The 19,548-nt window shown below is 34.9% G+C and carries 17 protein-coding genes, 1 other RNA gene and 1 pseudogene; 11 read left to right on the forward strand and 8 right to left on the reverse strand.

All coding sequences use genetic code 11. The features are described 5' to 3' along the window. The first annotated feature begins 5 nt into the window (after positions 1-5). The 6 genes from sppA (at position 6) to ffs (ending at position 6,464) form a co-directional block, all read left to right on the forward strand. A complete protein-coding gene (sppA, locus tag CCZ01_RS00210; protein WP_258436116.1) occupies positions 6-884 on the forward strand; it encodes a signal peptide peptidase SppA in 879 nt (292 codons plus the stop codon). Further along, positions 881-1,738, forward strand: a complete 858-nt coding sequence (gene purU, locus CCZ01_RS00215) for a formyltetrahydrofolate deformylase (protein WP_112051220.1) — start codon at positions 881-883, stop codon at positions 1,736-1,738. The genes sppA and purU overlap by 4 nt, the downstream gene beginning before the upstream one ends. 8 nt (positions 1,739-1,746) lie before the next feature. Next, on the forward strand, positions 1,747-2,232 hold the full coding sequence (locus CCZ01_RS00220) for a hypothetical protein (RefSeq protein ID WP_112051221.1): 486 nt from the start codon (positions 1,747-1,749) through the stop codon (positions 2,230-2,232). After that, entirely contained in the window at positions 2,232-2,696 is a 465-nt protein-coding gene (locus CCZ01_RS00225) for a tRNA (cytidine(34)-2'-O)-methyltransferase (protein WP_112051222.1), read from the forward strand. Before CCZ01_RS00220 ends, CCZ01_RS00225 begins: the two co-directional genes overlap by 1 nt. A gap of 4 nt (positions 2,697-2,700) precedes the next feature. Continuing rightward, positions 2,701-6,261 (forward strand): leucine-rich repeat domain-containing protein, encoded by a 3,561-nt coding sequence (locus CCZ01_RS00230; RefSeq protein ID WP_112051223.1) that lies wholly within the window; start codon positions 2,701-2,703, stop codon positions 6,259-6,261. A 105-nt stretch (positions 6,262-6,366) separates the two neighbouring features. Next, an RNA gene (gene ffs / locus CCZ01_RS00235) (signal recognition particle sRNA small type) lies at positions 6,367-6,464 on the forward strand. Between the two features lie 614 nt (positions 6,465-7,078). Here ffs and feoB read toward each other — a convergent pair. Both feoB and CCZ01_RS00245 read right to left on the reverse strand, forming a co-directional pair. Then, a complete protein-coding gene (gene feoB / locus CCZ01_RS00240) occupies positions 7,079-9,295 on the reverse strand; it encodes a ferrous iron transport protein B (protein ID WP_112051224.1) in 2,217 nt (738 codons plus the stop codon). Then, on the reverse strand, positions 9,295-9,525 hold the full coding sequence (locus CCZ01_RS00245) for a FeoA family protein (protein ID WP_112051225.1): 231 nt from the start codon (positions 9,523-9,525) through the stop codon (positions 9,295-9,297). The genes feoB and CCZ01_RS00245 overlap by 1 nt, the downstream gene beginning before the upstream one ends. A gap of 228 nt (positions 9,526-9,753) precedes the next feature. On the opposite strand from CCZ01_RS00245, the gene CCZ01_RS00250 reads away from it, so the two are divergent. Together CCZ01_RS00250 and CCZ01_RS00255 are read left to right on the forward strand one after the other, a co-directional pair. Then, positions 9,754-10,095: a hypothetical protein gene (locus CCZ01_RS00250; protein WP_146745197.1), complete on the forward strand. Its 342-nt coding sequence runs from the start codon at positions 9,754-9,756 to the stop codon at positions 10,093-10,095. Between the two features lie 65 nt (positions 10,096-10,160). Continuing rightward, positions 10,161-10,856: a hypothetical protein gene (locus CCZ01_RS00255; protein WP_112051227.1), complete on the forward strand. Its 696-nt coding sequence runs from the start codon at positions 10,161-10,163 to the stop codon at positions 10,854-10,856. A 62-nt stretch (positions 10,857-10,918) separates the two neighbouring features. Here CCZ01_RS00255 and CCZ01_RS00260 read toward each other — a convergent pair whose 3' ends face one another. Then, positions 10,919-11,461, reverse strand: coding sequence for an META domain-containing protein (locus CCZ01_RS00260; RefSeq protein ID WP_181566249.1), 543 nt, complete (start codon positions 11,459-11,461; stop codon positions 10,919-10,921). 400 nt (positions 11,462-11,861) lie between these two features. Between CCZ01_RS00260 and CCZ01_RS10960 the strand changes: the two are divergent. The 3 genes and pseudogenes from CCZ01_RS10960 to CCZ01_RS00270 form a co-directional block, all read left to right on the forward strand. Beyond that, positions 11,862-12,284: pseudogene (locus tag CCZ01_RS10960) on the forward strand (PDC sensor domain-containing protein); the annotation flags it as partial. A 1,026-nt stretch (positions 12,285-13,310) separates the two neighbouring features. Then, a complete protein-coding gene (locus tag CCZ01_RS10965) occupies positions 13,311-13,751 on the forward strand; it encodes a methyl-accepting chemotaxis protein (RefSeq protein WP_458692849.1) in 441 nt (146 codons plus the stop codon). Between the two features lie 260 nt (positions 13,752-14,011). Continuing rightward, positions 14,012-15,439: an NAD-dependent succinate-semialdehyde dehydrogenase gene (locus CCZ01_RS00270; RefSeq protein ID WP_112051230.1), complete on the forward strand. Its 1,428-nt coding sequence runs from the start codon at positions 14,012-14,014 to the stop codon at positions 15,437-15,439. A gap of 10 nt (positions 15,440-15,449) precedes the next feature. Here the strand turns inward: CCZ01_RS00270 and CCZ01_RS00275 are convergent, their stop codons facing one another. The 5 genes from CCZ01_RS00275 to CCZ01_RS00295 form a co-directional block, all read right to left on the reverse strand. After that, entirely contained in the window at positions 15,450-16,643 is a 1,194-nt protein-coding gene (locus tag CCZ01_RS00275; RefSeq protein ID WP_112051364.1) for an MFS transporter, read from the reverse strand. A gap of 25 nt (positions 16,644-16,668) precedes the next feature. Further along, positions 16,669-17,478: a hypothetical protein gene (locus CCZ01_RS00280; protein ID WP_112051231.1), complete on the reverse strand. Its 810-nt coding sequence runs from the start codon at positions 17,476-17,478 to the stop codon at positions 16,669-16,671. Positions 17,479-17,490: 12 nt separating this feature from the next. Continuing rightward, complete coding sequence (locus CCZ01_RS00285; protein WP_112051232.1) at positions 17,491-18,306, reverse strand: hypothetical protein; 816 nt, start codon at positions 18,304-18,306, stop codon at positions 17,491-17,493. 132 nt (positions 18,307-18,438) lie between these two features. Then, entirely contained in the window at positions 18,439-18,960 is a 522-nt protein-coding gene (ppa, locus tag CCZ01_RS00290; protein ID WP_112051233.1) for an inorganic diphosphatase, read from the reverse strand. A 9-nt stretch (positions 18,961-18,969) separates the two neighbouring features. After that, a complete protein-coding gene (locus CCZ01_RS00295) occupies positions 18,970-19,545 on the reverse strand; it encodes an adenylate kinase (RefSeq protein WP_112051234.1) in 576 nt (191 codons plus the stop codon). Positions 19,546-19,548: the final 3 nt, after the last annotated feature.

A 19,548-nucleotide genomic window follows, 5' to 3' on the forward strand; every position in this document is an offset into this window, starting at 1 on the left:
TAATTTTGGGCGAAGTATTCAGAGTAATTGGGGTTTGCATTTTATTTCCTTTTGCAGTCCTTACGCGCTATTTTAAGGCTTTTATTGTTTTGATTTTGTTGGTTTTCGTGATAGGGAGTATGCGAACAGATATTGATAAGGGTGCAAATTTAGCTATTTTGGAGCTAAAAGGTCCTATTCTTGACGCAAATGTATGGAGTGAAAGCATACAGACATTAAGTAAAGATTCGGCGATTAAAGGTGTGTTGCTTGTTGTGGATTCTCCAGGCGGGGCTTTGTCACCTAGCGTTGAATTGTATGAGGAAATCAAAAGACTTAACCAAAAAAAGCCTATCGTTGCGTATGCTGAAGGTGTGATGGCAAGTGGAAGTTATTATGCTTCTTTGGGCGTCCATTCTATCTATGCGAATAAAGGGGCGTTAGTTGGGTCAATTGGTGTGATTTTTGAAGGGCTTGATGCTAGTGAATTGATGGCAAAAATTGGAATTAAGCCTCAAGTGTTGAAGGCGGGAGCTTATAAAGAAGTGGGGACATTCACAAGGCAGTGGGCAGCACATGAAAAAGAGGAATTAGATAATCTTATTCAGCGACAATATCAGATGTTCGTACAAGATGTGTGTCAAGAAAGAAAAATTCCATGTAAAAATTATAAAGATTATGCTGAAGGCCGTATTTTTGATGCTTCAAGTGCATTAAGTCTTGGATTGATTGATTCAATTGGCACGAAGAGTGATGCTAAAAAAGCTTTAGTGCGTATCGCAGGAATTAAAGAGGGTGAGGAGAGTTGGAGAGGTAAATCAAAGAATTTTGATGATTATTTGAGCCAAGTAAGCCATTCTTTAAGCCAAATTTTTGCAAATATTATTTTAAGGAGTGTGCCATGAATCAATCTCTCCAAAAGTATGTGTTATTGATCCATGCCCGTGATGAGTTGGGGTTAATTTATAAAATTACTTCTATCTTATATCAAGCTTCTTTGAATATTGAAAAAAATAGTGAATATGTTGATAAGGAAGAAGGGTTATTTTTTTTTCGTGCAGAGTGCAGTTTACAAGGCTTGAATCAGCAAATTCCTGAAATCAAGCAACAATTATTAAATATTCTTCCTCAAGGAAGTATGATTTTCTTAGAAGAATGTAAGCGTAAAGATATTATTATCTTGTGCACAAAAGAGAATCATTGTCTTGGTGATTTATTATTGCGCTATGAAAGTGGGGAGATGGAATGCAATATTAAAGCAATTATCAGCAATCATCGTTATTTGCAAAAATTAGCAGAGCGTTTTGAAATTCCCTTTTACGCGGTTTTAAGCGATGGGCTTTCACGAGAACAACACGAGACTAAGTTATTGCAACAACTTGACGAATTGGGAGGTGCAGATTATCTTGTTTTGGCAAAGTATATGCGGATTTTGAGCGAAGAGTTTGTAGTGCATTACAAAAATAAAATGATTAATATTCATCATTCTTTTCTTCCTGCATTTGTGGGGGCAAACCCTTATAAACAAGCATATCACAGAGGGGTTAAGATTATTGGTGCAACAGCACATTTTGTCAATGAGAATTTAGATGAAGGACCTATTATCGCACAAGATGTTGTCAAAATAGACCATACTTATAGTGTTCGAGAAATACAAAAAGCAGGAAGAGATGTGGAAAAAATTGTGTTGGCACGTGCGTTGATGCTTGCATTAAATTATCGTATTTTTATCTACAATAATAAAACGGTTATTTTTTAGGAGAAGGGATGGCTAATTATCGTTCTAAAGCAATTTCTATATATCAAACAGGAGCTAAGATGCATGAAGATTCTATAGAATTTTCTCCAGAAAGTGAGCGATTGTTTGAATTGGCACAGGAAGAATCAGAAGTTAAGCAGGAAGTAAATGAAGTTCACACACAAGAGTCTTTGCCTATGCAACCACAATCTAATTCTTTACAAGTGCGACAAGCTGAATCTTCAGAAGAAAAGGAAAAAGTTAATCCAAGTCCGCTTGAATTAAAAGAAGAAGAGGAACAAAACGAGAAAAAGCGTCAAATGTATCTCCATATTAAAAGGCTTGTAGCAGCAACAAAACCTCCGCCTACACGAGAAAATTGGAGTGAAGAGATGTTGAATGTGTATGAATCTGTTATGCTTTATCAGTTTAAGCGTATGGTGAGAATCAATACAAAACCTTTTGCGGTGATGTTAAAAGTTCTCATTCATGGGGATATGAAAAGAAAACTTTAATGAGATCATCTCGTCTTAATATCGTTCTCTTTGAACCTAGAATTCCGCATAATACAGGTGCAATTGGGAGGCTTTGTGTGAGTGGGGGTGCTGCCTTGCACCTTATTCACCCATTGGGATTTCACTTGAATGCGAAAGAAATTAGGCGTAGTGGGTTAGACTATTGGGAGCATTTGGATCTTTTTGAGTGGGCTTGTCTACAGGAATTATGGGAAGCTCACCCTCCTAGTGGTAAGGAATTTTTTATTACAACAAAGGGGAGTAAGTCTTATTATTCCGCCTCATTTCAAGAGGAAAGTTTTATTTTTTTTGGGCGCGAAGATCAAGGATTTTCACAAGAAATTTATAAAGTTTATCAGCAAAGTTGTTTTAAAATTCCTATGCAACCACAAGCAAGGAGTCTTAACCTTGCCACTGCAGTTGCAATTGTGCTGTATGAAGCAATTCGGCAAATAGGCTTATAGTGCGATGACAAAAGCAGAGATGTATCGTTATTTCTTGCAGGAATTTTCTCTGCAATTGCAAAGCCAGTCGTCGTATCCTATACAATCTCAAGAAGAGGGGCAAAATTGGAAAAAAAGTTTACTTGATTGGGCAGAATGCTTGAATCTTGATGACTCTAGTTATTTTTACGCTCTTCTTGCAAAAGAAACAAGTGTATTGCGACTTTCATCTTTGGGGATTTCAGAATTACCTCAAGAATTACATCATCTCTCTTGGTTGAAATCTATTTTTTTAGATAATAATTATTTTACGGAAATTCCAGAAGTTATTTTTGAGTTTCCTGAATTACAAATGCTTTGTATGGAAAACAACCAAATTACACACATTTCTCCAAAAATTGCACAACTTAAGCAATTAAGGAGATTGGAATGTAGTGCAAATGCCTTAAAATGTATTCCTGCTGAATTTGTCGAGCTAGAGAATTTAGAAACTCTAGCTTTAGGGGAGAATCAATTTGAGACTATCCCTGAATGTCTTGCACAAATGCCTGAATTAGCTTTTTTAGACTTAGAATCTAATTCTATCCAAGTTTTAGATGATTGCATTTTTCAATCCTCGTCATTGGTTAGCGTTTGTTTAAGTCATAATCAAATTACAGAATTGAAAGATATAGCTTGTTGCTCTAGTATCCAAGATTTAGATTTATCTTACAATAAAATACAAAATTTTGATGCTCTTTGTTGCTTAGAAAATTTATGTGAACTAAATTTATCCTACAATCAAATCCAGACCTTACCCGCCCATCTTTACCAGCTTAAAAACCTAAAATCACTCCATTTGGTTTCTAATTTTATTCAAGAAATTCCATCATCATTAAAGAAATGTATTCAATTGGAGGAACTTTTTTTAGATGCCAATCATATCCAGACTATCCCGCATGATATCGTTTTTCTCAATCAACTCCATACTCTTAGTCTTGCGAAAAATAATATTACAGAGATTCCAAAATACTTGGTTACGCTAGAAGAGCTAAGGAACTTACAACTCGCAGCAAATCAAATTTCTAGCATTCCAGACAATATTCACCATTTTAGATTAGTGAGCCTTGCTCTTGCTTATAATCAAATTACCACCTTACCTGACAGGATGGGAGAGTGCAAGGATTTAAAATTTTTGGATTTGGATTGCAATTTACTGAATGGATTTCCTGAATGTCTTTGCCAGATTACCACTTTAGAACGATTATTTCTTGAAAATTGCTCAATTAGTAGCATTCCGTCCAACATTCAGAATTTGAAAAAACTGCTTGTATTGGAAGTGGATAATAATCAACTTACAGAGCTACCTTCTTGCTTACGGGATATTCCTCTTGAAGTCTTTTCTGCCCATCATAATTTTTTTAAACAAATTCCTGCAGAAATTATCCATTCGATGATTGTAAAAATTGATTTGGATTATAATTTAGTTCAAGAATTACCTAAGGAAATTTCTAAGTTGAGAAATTTGAAAATGTTGCATCTTGCACATAATCAGATTCAAGAAATTCCACGAGAGATTGGAGGGTTGCATAAATTAGAGCAATTCAATATTTCTTATAATCAGCTTAAAAGCATTCCAATAGAGGTTCAGGAACTAAGGGCGTTGGAATATTTTTCAGCTGAACATAATCAAATCCAGAGTTTGCCTAGTGAACTTAAAATGCTTACAGCATTAAAGTTTTTCAATTTCTCCCATAATTGTTTGCAAGAATTCCCATCATTTTTGCACAGTATTCCTACAATCCAAGAAATTAATTTGACGCATAACCATTTATGTAGCATTAATGATTTAAATTTTATAGGTAATATTGAAGTTTTATCATTAGCTTATAATAATTTAGAGGAAATTCCATCCTTTGTCTTTCGATTAACTTCCTTAAAAAAATTATCTTTAGAACATAATAAAATCACATATATTCCAAGTGAAATTCAGAATCTTAAACAACTTAATATTCTTTGGCTAACACATAATCGTATTGAATTTATTGCAGAAGAAATTGGTTACCTTGATGAATTGCAAGAGATTATGCTTGAACATAATGCCCTGCAAGAGTTTCCGTATGGTTTTAGAATGCTCAAATCTATCCAAGAAATTTGGCTTTCTTATAATCAGATTCAGACTTTACCTGCAGAGATTCAGCACTTAAAAACATTGCAAGGATTGTATTTGGAGGCGAATTATCTACGATCATTACCAAGTGAGTTAAATGAACTCTTATTTTTAGAGACATTAATTCTTGCTGATAATCTTCTTGAGGATATTCCATCTTTGCAGAAATTACAGAATTTACATCATCTTGATTTAGATAAAAATCAGTTAAAACATTTTCCTCATTCTATTATTCAGATTCAGTCTCTTGAATGTTTATGGCTAAATCATAATAAAATTACACAAATTCCAGATGAGATTTGGCAGTTAAAATCCTTGAAAACTTTTTCATGCTGCAAAAATAAATTGACTACCATTCCGGAATATATTACAGAACTTCCACTAGAAGAATTATTAATTTATGGTAATTATATTACGCACTTACCAAAAAATTTATCCCAACTCTCAAAACTTGAATTGTTGAGTGTCGAGGATAATCAAATTCAAGAAATTCCTCAAGGGATTGGAAACTTAATCAATTTAAAAGAATTTTATGCTGGAAACAATAAGATTTCAACACTTCCATCAGAGATGAAATATTGTAAAAAGCTTAAGATTTTAGGTTTAGATAATAATCTTCTCACAAAGCTACCGCTATATATCCAAAATTTTAGTCAGCTTGAGGAACTTGGAGTTGGCGGTAATCCCCTTAAGGTATTGGAAACTGATTTTTCAAAATTGCAGAATCTGCGTGTTCTATGGTTAAGGGATACAGGTATTGAGGAGATTCCTAATAGCATTTTTAAAATAACAAATTTAGAAAAACTAGGATTAGAACATAATAAAATAAGAAATATATCTCAAGAAATAGGAAACCTAAGTTACTTGCAGGAATTATGGCTTAACGATAATCAAATTAATGAATTACCACCCCAAATAGGGGCATTAAAGCAATTAAAAAAATTTGGCTTAAAAAAGAATCACCTACATACGCTTCCAAATGAAATTGGAGAGTTAAAATCAATACAAAAATTAATTCTTTCTTATAATTATTTAACACAACTTCCTGATGGAATAAAAAAATTAAAAAATATAAAAGATTTATATATAAGTGATAATCTTTTATATCAATTTCCATTAGAAATTACTTACCTTTATTCTCTGCAAATTCTTAGTTTAGATAGTAATCATATTTGTGAAATTCCAAAAGAAATTGCACAATTAAAGGAATTAAGAAAGCTTGGCTTGAGTTTTAATGCTATTGAGAGTCTCCCTGAGGAGATGGTTACAATGGAGAATTTGAATACATTGTATTTGGGTGAAAACCATTTCTTAAAAACTCCCACCTTTTTACAGAAAATGCCAAATTTAAGGGAGTTGGAAATTTTTAAAACTAATCATTCTTGGCGTGATTCTCTTAGGGAAATTTGGCGTCGTTGTGTAAATATTTTAGGTTAAAAAATGTTGTAAAATAATCGAATTTATGTCGTTTTAAAAAAAAATAGGTATAATTTTGTAGCAAAGGTAGCGTTGAGCCTAAAATTTGTATTGGGTTGAACGCTCTCTTTAGACCTATGCAATGAGGCTGAAAAGTAATACTTCAGGGTGGGAACACAGCAGAGTCCTTTTTTGTTTTGTGTGCCGTAGGTATCTGAAGAGGGTGCTTTTTGATATAGCATTCTTTCTTTGGCTCTATTTTGTCTGGAAATCCCTGTCTATTTTTAGGTTGTTTTGGTAAATTTTTAGTGTAAATTTGACCTTTCCTTATAAAGGTAATATTTGTATTCATTGCTATAGAAATGTTTGATAAAGCAATAGCAATTAAGCTTCCTGTTTTTGTGGTTATCAAATAAATCCTATCTAATAGCCACATTTAAAAAACATAAATGTATTAAGTCGTATAATTTATTATTTCTGTCTTATATGTTTCATTTCTATTGTTTGGAATTCTTCAACACTTTTTATTTTATACTTTTTGCAATAGATTATATTGCTAATATGCAAATTTCCATAGGTAAAAGAGGAGTAGTGGACATATTAGAGAGTCTTTTATATTAATATATTATTGTTTACTTTACTGACATTTCAACCATTAATATTTAAAAAATCCTATAAGGTTTCTTGCATGCTTTATTGGCTTTTAAAAAAAAATGTTTAAGGCAGAATCTTTGTATCGCATAGTCTTAATATTCTTTTGTTTTTGACATACTTTTACGAAGATTCTATCTGCCATAGACTTGTGGTTATCATTAGTGTCAATGATAACCATATATTTTTACGAAAACAGGAGATTCGCGAATGTGTAACCAATTAGTGCAACAAGATATGCGACAAGTGTCGTGAATACAAATAAATAAAATGCATACTGCCAACTACCAGTCTCCTTTGCAAATACGGCCGTTGCTGCAAGACATGGGTTATAAAGCATCACAAATAAAATAAAAGCTACAGCAGATGGTAGAGTAAAGTTCTCTTTTAGAACTTTCCGCAAAGAATCATTTTCCTCATCAACTTCATCTCCTAAGGAATATAGAACGCCCATTGTAGCTACTGCTACTTCTTTTGCTGCTAAACCGCTCAAAAGTGCAACAGATGGACGCCAATCAAAACCAAATGGTGCAAAGAATGGCTCAATACCTTTCCCAACTAATGCTAGATAGCTACCATCTAATCTTACCGTGCTTAAATGAGCATTTTGCGTATCTAATTCTTCTTGGAGGGCATTTAGTTCATCATTTGGAAGATTTGCGGAATCTTGTTTTTTGTCTGTTTCATAATCTTCTTGAAGAGCAGAAATCTGATTTTCCAAAAGATTAATTTGTGCTTGGATTTGTTGGACAGTTTCTTTATCATAGGGGTAGTTACTAGCAAACCAAATAAGTAATGAGGCGGCAAGAATGTATGTCCCAGCTTTTTTTAGATACATTAATGCTTTACCCCAAACCATCTTCCATATCAGCTTTAGGCTTGGTAGGCGATATTTTGGCATTTCCATAACAAAAGGTTCATCATCACCCTTAAAAGTTGTGAGTTTTAATATTTTTGCAGCGACTAAACCAAGTATTGCCCCAAGTATATAAATTCCAAACAGCCAATTTGCTGCTTGCTCTTCTGGAAAAAATGCACCAATAAAGAGGACATAAATAGGGAGTCTTGCTCCACAACTCATAAAATTAACAATAAAAAGTGTTAGAATGCGGTCGCTACGATTTTTGAGAATTCTTGTTGCCATAAATGCCGGAACTGAACAACCAAAGCCTGTAATGAGGGGAATAAAACTTTTTCCGTGTAAGCCAAAGCGATGAAATATACCATCAAGTAAAAATGCAACCCTTGCCATATAGCCTGTTGTTTCTAGGATTGCAATTCCTAAGAATAATATCATAATGTTAGGTAAAAACATCACCACAGCACCCACACCGCCAATTGCACCATCGGCAATAATTGAGGCTATGTTTTCATTCTGGATATTTTCTTTGACCCAGTCGCCAATAGCACCGAAAAATGCTTCAATGTAGTCCATTGGAATGGAACCTAAATCGAAGGTAATATAAAATAAAACCCACATAAAAAGTAGAAAAATCGGTAATCCTAAAAAACGATTAATAAGAATATAATCAATTTTTTGCGTAATTGTTGTAGCTTTTCTTTGTTTTCTTTTGTGTACTTTTGCACATAATCCAGAAGCAAAGTTTTGTGCATCAGCACTAAAAATAGCTGTCATATTACGTGTCTCATAATGCTGGTAAAGGTTTTCTAATGCCTGGTTAAGATATTTAGAGAGTTCTAGCCAAATAGGCTTATCCTGTAAAAAATTATAAATATATTCTTGTCGCTTAAGCAGACCAATCGCAATATCGCGCGATTTTAGTGGAATATCATGTAGTTCCTTAGCATTTACATCATCAATAAAATTTACAATTCGTACTATCTCTTCTTCGATTTGGTCAGAATAAGTACGTTTTGAAACAATGGGAGTATCTTTTTCAAAAGATTCCACAATTAATTCCAGTAAACGATCCAAATGAAATTTAGTAACCGCTGAAACATCGATTACATTTATGCCTAAAAGGGATTGCATTTGTCCAATATCTGTTTCAATTCCTTCTTTTTCGGCTTCATCACTCATATTTAACGCAAGAATCAAACGTTTGTTAGGTACTTCTAGCAGTTGGGAGGAGAGCATAAGGTTGCGCTCTAAATTTGTGACGTCAAGAATATTTAGAATCAAATCATATTCATTTTGATTTTGGGAAAGAAATTGTCTCGTGAGCTTTTCTTCTTCTGTGTAGCCTTCAAGTGAGTAAATTCCCGGTAAGTCAATGACTTCAATTGTGTAATCTCGAAATTTTGTGTAAGCATAGGATTTCTCAACGGTCACACCAGAGAAATTACCAACGCGCATATTTGAGCCACAAATCGCATTAATGAGCATACTTTTTCCCACATTAGGTTGTCCAACTAATGCGACACGAATCATCTTTTTTGTCATTAGACACCTACTTTTTGGACTTCAATATACTTTGCCTCTTCTTGGCGCATAATCACAGAGCTAGAACCAAGATTAATTACGATTGTTGCTCCACCTAACGATCGTTCGATGACAGATAGTGTGCGATTTTTAGATAAACCAAAAGAATGGAATCGTTCAAGCAATTCTCCTTCCACCGTAATGTCTGTAATCATTGCACTTTCTCCGCATTTAAGATTATGTAGTTGCACTCTTAACTCCTCAGGGTTAGATAGTAGAAATAAAATTAGGAAACTATCCCAACTTCAAAGACAGTTGTAATTGTATCATCATAAGTTTAAATTAAAATAAAAATGCTTATTAATTTCTATTATTAGTTTAAAAATAAATTTTCTATATTGAATTTATATCTAAGGTGAGTGTTTTTTGGATTGGAATATTTCTTGCTGAAAGCTTGAAATAAATATTACAAAGGAGTGATGATGATTAGTTCTCAACATTATCAAGGCGGGTTATTTTCAAGTTTTAGGGATCAGTTAAGTGGTGGTAAAACCCAGTCGTCTAAAGGATCAGATTTGTTGTCTGCCCATTTTCCAGATCTAGCAGAATCATACCGGAGGTCATTCAAAGAAGTTGCAATTCTTCTTGATGAGGACAAGGCAAAGATTGCTCTTTCTCCTGAAGAGTATGAAAGAAGAGAGATGTACAAGCGACAACAAGAGCAAAAGGCAGTGGAGATTCAGACAGCGATGGTGGGCAAAATAGGTGCTAGCTATCCTAAAGAAAAAGAAGATTCTTTCCTTAGTAAAGCTTTGCAGTGATTTATCTTCCTTTTATTCCAAAGCTTGTATAATTGTGCTTAATATTAAAAAGAGGGTATATAGTTTTGGTTAGGCGACTTTTCCTGTATGTTAGCTTTTTTTGTGTAGTTTGGGGAAGTCCTCTTACGCTTGCAGAAAGGCAAAATCGTGATTATGGCGTGAAAAATAAAACTTCAATAAAAGTATCTCAATCACAAAAGGAATTACTCCGAGCAGGTAACCTTTACAATAATTATTCAATTAATGGTGGGACAAATACGCTTGTAACACTGACGCACAATTTTGTCTACTCTCCACGTTCTGATGTTGATTTAATTGTTGCTGGAGATGGGAGCTACCAATCTGATAAGAAAACGGGTATCCTTGTCGAGGAAGAAAAAGAAAGTTTAAAATTAAATAGTTTTTGGATTGGTGCAAATTATGTTAGCCCATTTTTTGAATTTTTAAGTCCAACCTTGAATGCAAGAATGGGGAGTTTAGATAATGCAGACTCAAGCTTTATCGCAGGTTCTTTGCGTACAAAGTTTGCTCATCGTTTCCGTGTGAATGTAACTTGGGAACGTCATTTTTATCGCTTGAATCCAAAAAGTGGTGGTTGGAGAGATGATGCTAATGTTTATTCTATTTCAACGACTTCTGCAGAATTCAGCTATGCATTACACCCACGTATGGAAACCTCTCTGTTGGTGGTTGACAAAGGAAGGGGTGGAGGGATAGAGGCAAGCAAACGTGTTCTTGTTTCCCTGAAATCATTTTTTTAATTTTTATGCAGTTAAATAGAAAGTAGGGTACCCCGCCCCATTTAGGGCAGAGTAACTGAGAATTATTTCTTAGCAGGTTCAGCAGGAGCAACTTCTTCTGCAACTGCAACTTTTTCTAAAACAAGCTTGAAGTTTGGATTGTCAAGCGTAAGAGTTTTCTCTTCCGCAATAGCAACATTCAACTCATTGACAAGCCCATCAGTCATAATTTTTTCTACATTCATCACAGCTTTTCCGCATGATTTTTGCGTAAGAGCTGGATGACCTAATGTCAATTTTTCATTCTCATAAGTAAAATTTGCACCTAAGGTGTTACAACCTGTCGCAGCACCCACTTGTCCTTCAGCGGAACTGAATTCAAGATACATTTCACTCTTAACATTCTTGAGGTTAACCTTGCTAAGAGTTGGCTTTTTCTTTTTCTTGTCAAGCTGATAAACCTCTTTAACAACCCATTTACCTTCTAACGGAGAAACAACAACTTCCTCTTGAACAGGAGCTGTTACAGCTTCTTCTTTTGCACCCCCACAAGCTACTAGCAAACCTGCTGCTAACAATGTAGCTACACCAATCTTAACACCATTTAAAGCACTCACTCTTTGCATGTTTTTTCCTTTCATTATGTAGTGTGGAGAAATTGTATCATAAAATAATGAATAATTTGCAAAAACTTTGATTAATTTTTAAATTTATTAAAAAAATAGGCTAAAAAGATTGTTTTGATACTTTTTGTTAGTTATTATAAAATATAATAAGCGTTTATTATTTTGACTGACAAGATTGGAGAGTTTAATGCAGTTTTTTAGTAATTTTAAGATTGGTACAAAACTTGTTTTTGTCGTTTTTTTAGTTGTTCTTTTGGGCGTGGTTGCTCTTAGCTTGACTGTGTCTATGCAGGTAAGTAAAACAATTTTAAAGGATACAGAAGATATTTTGCATTCAAATGCCTCTCGTTATGCCAACTATATGGAAGGCAACTTGAATGAGATGATTTCTGTGGTAACGATGGCAAGCGAAATTGTTTCTCACAGGTTGCAGGGTGGCTATACGGCATCTGTTGCTGATTTGGAGAGTGTTACAAAAAATATGCTTGCAAATAGTTTATGGTCACACTATGGTTATCTCTACTTGACTAATGCTCCGTCTGAATATATTGATGCACATTCTGATTATAGGACAGGAAGTGGAAAGTTTGTTATGTTACTAGAAGACCATACTTTTAGTGGAGTAGAAGGAGTAAAAAGATTGCAGGGTAATGATGAAGTGATACGTTTTCCTGCTGTTGCTAGGGTGCTTCAAACACTTAAGCCTGTATTTGGCGACCCTGTTAAAATTAAAATCAATAATAATGAGTTTTTTGGCGTTAATATTGCTTTTCCTATCTTTGATGCTTCAAAGAATCTTGTTGGGGTGATTGGTACAGTTATTGATTTGAAAGAGGCATCCGATTTTCTCCTTGATTCGCGTTTTGATATTTATGAAGGCAATGTACGATTCATTGCAACAGGTTCAAATACAATTGCAGTGCATAATGATTTAAAGATTCTTGGGAAGAACTTGATTGATGTTAATAATCACCCAACGACAAATAGCCTTGCAAATGCAATTCGTGATAAAGAAGATGGTGTGTTTGAATATACAACTTTTTCAAATGACCTTCAAAGTTTAGCTGCTACAAAGTCTTTTGATATTGGCTATGGGCGCTTTAATATGCACTGGACAATGATTGTTACTGCACCTAAAGATGTGATTTATAGCCCACTCTCTCATTTACAAATGATTATTTTGATGAGTTCTATTATCTTTATTTTAGCTGTTGTGGCTGTTGTATATTTCTGTGTGAAAAAAATTATTGCTGACCGCATTAAGATTCTTTCAGCTACCCTCAATAAATTTTTTGCATACATTAACCATGAGGGAGAAGAACTACATACGATTCGTATCTATGCTAATGATGAATTGGGAGCTATGGGAAATGGATTGAATAAGAATATTGAAAGGACAAAAAAATCTTTAGAGCAAGATGAAGAAGCTGTGCGACAATCTGTTGAGACTGCACAAGCCATTGAACAGGGAGATTTAACAGCTAGAATTGTAAGAATACCTTCAAATCCACAATTAATAGAATTAAAAAATGTTTTAAATAAAATGCTTGATGTGCTTGAAGAAAAGATTGGAAGCAATACAAATGAAATTACACGTGTATTTGATTCTTATGTGAATTTAGATTTTACAACAGAGGTACAAGATGCAAAAGGACGCGTTGAGGTTGTTACTAATATACTTGGTAAAGAAATTAAAAAGATGCTTGTTACCTCTTCAGAGTTTGCTAAGGATTTAAATATTCAAAGCGAGAATCTGAAAAAGTCAATGGAACGCTTGGTTGAGGGTAGTCAGAGTCAGGCAAGTTCTTTAGAACAATCTGCTGCTGCTGTGGAAGAAATTAGTGCATCTATGCAAAATGTATCTGATAAAACTCTTGAAGTGACTAAACAAGCAGAGGATATTAGGAATGTTGTGGGTGTTATCCGTGATATTGCAGACCAAACGAATTTGCTTGCCTTAAATGCAGCGATTGAAGCTGCAAGGGCGGGGGAACACGGTAGAGGTTTTGCGGTTGTAGCTGATGAAGTGCGGAATTTGGCTGAAAAAACAGGTAAATCTTTGAGTGAAATTGAGGCAAATATTAATGTGTTGGTACAAGGCATTAATGAAATGGTTAGTGCGATTAAAGAGCAGACTCAAGGTATTTCCCAAATCAATGAATCTGTTGCACAACTTGAAAACATTACGCAAGAAAGTGTGGTAATTGCAAATTCAACTAATGATATTACACAACAAGTCAATACAATTGCAGAGAAAATTTTAGATGATGTACAGAATAAGAAATTTTAGAAAGTGAATTAGTCTTGTCCTCAAGTAAGCATATTTTCACTTTAGAGAGGCTTTGAGGCTTGTAATTTCTCTGTGCTTGTCAATAAATCTGAATTTTTGGGAGTCTCTAGTCGTTATTTGAAGTTATCCGAAAAGATTTCTTTATAATGCTACGATATTTATTGTTGCATAAACATATTATCATTGATAAAGCTAAGAGTCATATCTAGAGGCTAAAGTAATGTATAATGGGTCGTCAATTAATTAAAAAGGAGTGTGAGATGGATTATTCATACATTCAGCATAATAGTATCTCTTTGGAAAGAAAAGAGGGATTCTTTGCGGTTGAGAATCCGGCAACAAATGAGATTTTAGCCTATGTTAAAAATATTTCGCAAGAAGAATTGAAAGATGTGATTGTTGAATCTGCAAAAGCTCAAAAACAATGGGCGGCTTTATTGGCACTGCAGAGGGCTGATATTTTGTGGAATTGGTATGATTTAATGCTAAAGCACCAACGGAATTTAGCTGAAATTTTAACAGAAGAGATGGGTAAACCTTTAGCGGAATCAATGGGGGAAATTTTATATGCCGCAAGTTTTGTGCGGTGGTTTGCTGAAGAATGTCGACGTATTAATGGGGATATTTTACAGAGTGTGTGCAATCAACAAAAATTACTTGTGCTTAAGCAACCGGTTGGCGTTTGTGCAGCTATTACACCTTGGAATTTTCCTGTTGCAATGATAGCAAGAAAAGTTGCTCCAGCTCTTGCGGCAGGTTGTTCTATGATTGTTAAGCCAGCAACCCAAACACCATTGAGTGCTTATGCAATGATGAAACTTGCGGATGAAGCAGGAGTTTCAAAATCTGTATTGCAGGTTGTGAATGGACAATCTTCAATGATTTCTGAAGTATTGTGTGAAAGCGATATTGTGCGTAAAATTTCTTTTACTGGTTCTACAGAGGTTGGAAGAAAATTAATGGCACAAGGGGCAAAGACGATTAAAAAATTGTCTTTAGAGCTAGGAGGAAATGCACCTTTTATTATTTTTGATGATGCAGATATTCAAGAGGCGGTTAAGGGAGTGATTGTTTCTAAGTTCCGCAATAGTGGCCAAACCTGTGTTTGTGCTAACCGTATTTATGTCCAAACGGGTATATACGATGAATTTGTGCAAGCTTTAAGTATTGAGGTGCAGAAGTTAGAATTAGGTAATGGCTTACATGAAGGTGTTACGCAAGGTCCTTTGATTGACAAAAAGGCATTAGCAAAAGTGCAGGAGCATATTGCAGATGCGTTGAGTAAGGGGGCAAGAATGGTGCTTGGTGGAAAAGTGGCAAGTTTGGGTGGAAATTTTTTTGAACCCACAATTATGACAAATGTGAATGCAAGTATGATAGTAAGTCGGGAGGAAACTTTTGGTCCTCTTGCGCCCTTATTTTCTTTTGATAGCGAAGATGAAGTCATTGAATATGCGAATTGCACAGAATTTGGTTTAGCGGCGTATCTTTACACAAAGGATTTATCAAGAATCTATAGGGTTTCAGAGGCACTTGAGTATGGAATGGTAGGAATTAACAGTGGATTAATTTCCACAGAAGTTGCACCATTTGGAGGAGTAAAGCAAAGTGGATTGGGGCGAGAAGGTTCTACATATGGCATACAGGATTATTTAGAGTTAAAATATCTTTGCTTGAATCTTTCTTAGTTGAGGAGTTCTACTTTTTAATAAATGAGAGAAGTGCCATTACAAATAAGATGAAAGCGACAACTAAAAAAAGATTGATAGTACCGTAATTACGTACAAAAGGTTGTGAAAGAATGGGTGAAATAAATTGTCCAAAAAAGATGAGAGAGCTCAATATTCCCATGGCTTTCGCACGATTTTTTTGTGGTGTATCTGAAAGTAAAACAGAAGAATTGTTGACCATAATAGGACCTCCGCCAAGCCCAGTGAGCAACAAAGCAAAGGCAATAATATAAATATTACAAAAAATATACATTAGTAAAAACCCAACTCCCATTAGTAAAAATCCATAAACATAAATCATTTTAGCACTTAAGATTTTACGGATTTTTATATATGCAAGAGAACTTAAGCCATAACTAAAAGATGAAGCAGACATAGAGATTCCTATTAAATCTGGACTTTCATGGAGGTGGTTTGTAATAAAAGATGGTACTTGTGTGGGTGAAACATAATAAGAGGCCATAATTATAAAACCAACAAAATAAATAAAAAGATATGGTCTAACGGTAAAAGTTTGATTCGTTTCTTGTGCTGTTGTGTATTTTTTAGTTTTAGGTTCAAAGAGATAAAATGTTGCTAAAATGGCAATGAGTATACCAAACCCATAAACAAAGAATGGGTATCGCCAATCGTAATGTGCTAAAAATCCACCCAAAACCATAAAAGTTGCACTGCCACACGCGGCTGCAAAGCCTTGTAACCCTAATGCCCTTTGTCTATCCTCGCCACTATAGTAGTCTGCAACCAGTGCAGATGCAGAAGTCATTACAAAAGCAGTTGCAATTCCAAAAATTGCTCTAGAAAATAAAATCCAATAAATATTATCCCATAAAATAGCAATAGAACCTCCAATACTCCACGCAAACATTGAAGGAATGAGAAATTTAATTCTTCCGAATCGGTCAAGCAGATAGCCACTGATGGGAGAAAAAATCATAACAAAGAGGGCTGGTAGAGTGAGCGTTAGTCTTGCGAGGATATCAATATGTGCAACATCGTGAAAGTGTGCTTCTAACTGCGGAATAGTCGGAGCAATAACAATACTTCCTAAAACCGTCATTGAGGTACTGAGAAAAAGTGCTAATTGAAAAAATGGCCTGTGCGTAAGCGTGTAGAGCTTTTTTTCAAGACGATTTTTTTGTTCTAGTTCTTCTTGCTTCATACTCAAAGATTTCTCAAATGTTAAGCTAGAATTCCCACCCATATTGCAAACTGATTGTTTGAGTATGATTTTTTGGTTCGTAGAAAGTTTGTGTTATCGCAGAGTTTGCATATGTAACATTTTCCAAGAGTTCTGAGTCATCAATATTCCAATGTCTTGCAACGAGTCGTACAAAGCTTTTTTGGTTTCTCGAGTGTTTGTAAGACAAACCTAATGCAAGTTTTGCTCCATAACCATTTTTTTGATCAACCTTTAAATCTTTACTCCAGTATGCACGTGTAAGCAGTGTACGATTTTTTCCTAAGATTAAAAATTTAAAATCTGCTAAGTATGTTAAATTCCATCTTGATGTTAGCCCAAATTCTCCATCAATCCCAACTGGAATGTAAAAATACTCTTGAGAACGAGGAACATCGTATTTATCATCGCGAAAATACCAATAGCCCACACCAGCATTTAAGAAAAGTGTGTGATTTCTTGCATTAAAAATTTTAAGTAGGTTGATTCCTTCTTTAATTTCTGCATCAAAAAAGCTATCAAAAGTACTGTAAGTATGTGGCTTGTAAGCACCCGTTTGCATATTGACAATGCGTCCAGTGTATGTTCCCATACCAATGTTTCCACTTCCTTGAATCGAAGTTTTAAGCAAATTACTTGAGTTAACATAGCCTAATTCAGCATCAATGGATAGCGTTGTATCATAAATACGCATAAGACCTGGTTCTGTATAGCGATATTGTCCAATTCCTGCACTCACAGAGCGATAAAAACCTTTCTTGACATCAGCAAATAAACCTACACTTAAACAAACAATGACTAGTAATATTTTTTGCATACTATTGCCTCCTTAAAATGAGAATCCAGCTTGCATTCCCACGCGCAAACTTTCATGATGGGGATAATAAAAATTAACATAGCGGTAAGTTATTACTGAAAGAGCATTGTATGTTGGAGATTCTCCCATTATCCAATATTCTGCACCGCCTTTAAGAAAAAAGCTTGTTGTATTTTCAAAATAGTATGAAATGCCTAATTCCGCCTTAATTCTATGACCATCTTTAAATGTTATCTCTGCTCCATCAACAAAGCTGACAAGACGATGGATTTCGCCTGAAATATCCATTTTTGCTATCGGCATATAAGCGTATCCAAGTAGATAGTTTATGCCTACACTGCGACTCACGCGGACTTCCCCATCGATTTCTATAGGAATGTAGACTTTAAGCATGTCTGTTTCCATCGGTGTGTATCCGCCCTTCTCTTTATTAGCTCCCAAGCCTAGATTAATATAAAGCCAAGTTTCCTTGCTAAAATATGATCTTCCAAAAAGATTCACGCTCCCAAGTACCTCTCCTGTAATGCGTGTGTTAGATAATCCTTTTTGTTCTTCTTGCGTAACTTTTTCAGAAAAGATGGGCAATGAATCCCCCGTATGGCTTCCAGAACCGCCATCATATGCAAGAATTCCACCCAATCGATAGAATCTATCCCACACATAACCCACCTTACCTGTGACGGATGTTAATGTATTTTTGTCGCGCCCATCTGAATCCTGATTTTTGCTCGAATATTTGTTTGCACCTATGCCTACAGAGGCATAAAACCCTTCATTGTCCGCATTTAAGCCTATCATCAATAAAAGCAACACTATAACCTTTTTCATTTAGTTATCCTTCCAATTTTTTATGAAGTATTGCAATTAATGTTCCATTTTTGTTATGCAGTCATCATACTTGCATATTTGGATTTTTCTTAGATTGCGAATAGGGCTTATGTCAATTAAGGAAATACATAATCAATGCTTGTAAGCTTTTATTGCCAAATCTAAAAGCTCCTGTGCTTTATCAATGCCCTGAAATTCCTTCACGCGTACCCACTTATTAGGCTCTAATATCTTATAAGTTTCAAAAAAATTCTTGATTTTGTTAAGAAAACTTTTCGGAAAATCCTCATAACTATTAATATTATCAAAGTGTGGGTCAATTTTGCTAATAGGGACGGCTAAAAGTTTCTCGTCATTTCCGCTCTCATCTTCCATTATCAAAACCCCAATGAGTCGGCACTTGATGACACTACCAGCTTGAAGCGGAATAGAATTTAATACAAGAATATCAATGGGATCGCCATCATCAGCTAAAGTTTGTGGAATGAAGCCATAATTGGCGGGATAAAACATTGCACTATAAAGCATTCTATCCACAACAATAGCACCACTTTCTTTATCTACCTCGTATTTCACGCTTGAACCATAAGGAATCTCGATAACTGCATTCACTTTATTAGGGTTATCTCCAACAGGAATTTTATCAATTTGCATTCTTATCTCCTAGATTTTACTTTTAATAAAAGCTTCCATTTCGTCCACAATCTCTTCGATTGTCCGCTCTCCATTGATCTTTGTCAATAGCTCTTGACCACCGTAAAAGCCTTCAATTTCTTTTAGGGGTTCTTGAAAAACACGCATACGATTATTGAATACTTCTACATTATCATCTGCCCCCCTTGCACGTCCAAGAACTCTATCTTTAGCAACTCCTTCGCTTACTTCAACCTCAATTACACTCACAAGCTGAATTTCAGTTTCTTCTTTAAGAATATCATCTAAGGCTTCCATTTGTTCAATGCTACGCGGATACCCGTCTAGCACAATCACATTTTTGGCTTCATTCTTAATTGCTCGAATGATTGTATTTACAACAATTTCTAAAGGCACTAAATTTCCTTTAGAAGTGAAGCTTTCAATCAACTTACCTTGTTCGCTACCACTTGCCACCTCAGCACGTAATAAGTCACCGGTAGAGTAATGGGCTATATTTTGAGGATTTCTCTCTGCGATAAGCTGTGCATCTGTCGTTTTGCCACTTCCAGGTGCTCCAATGATTAAAAATAATTTCTTTACCATTTT

It is taken from the genome of Helicobacter monodelphidis (assembly GCF_003288845.1).
Lineage (GTDB): Bacteria > Campylobacterota > Campylobacteria > Campylobacterales > Helicobacteraceae > NHYN01.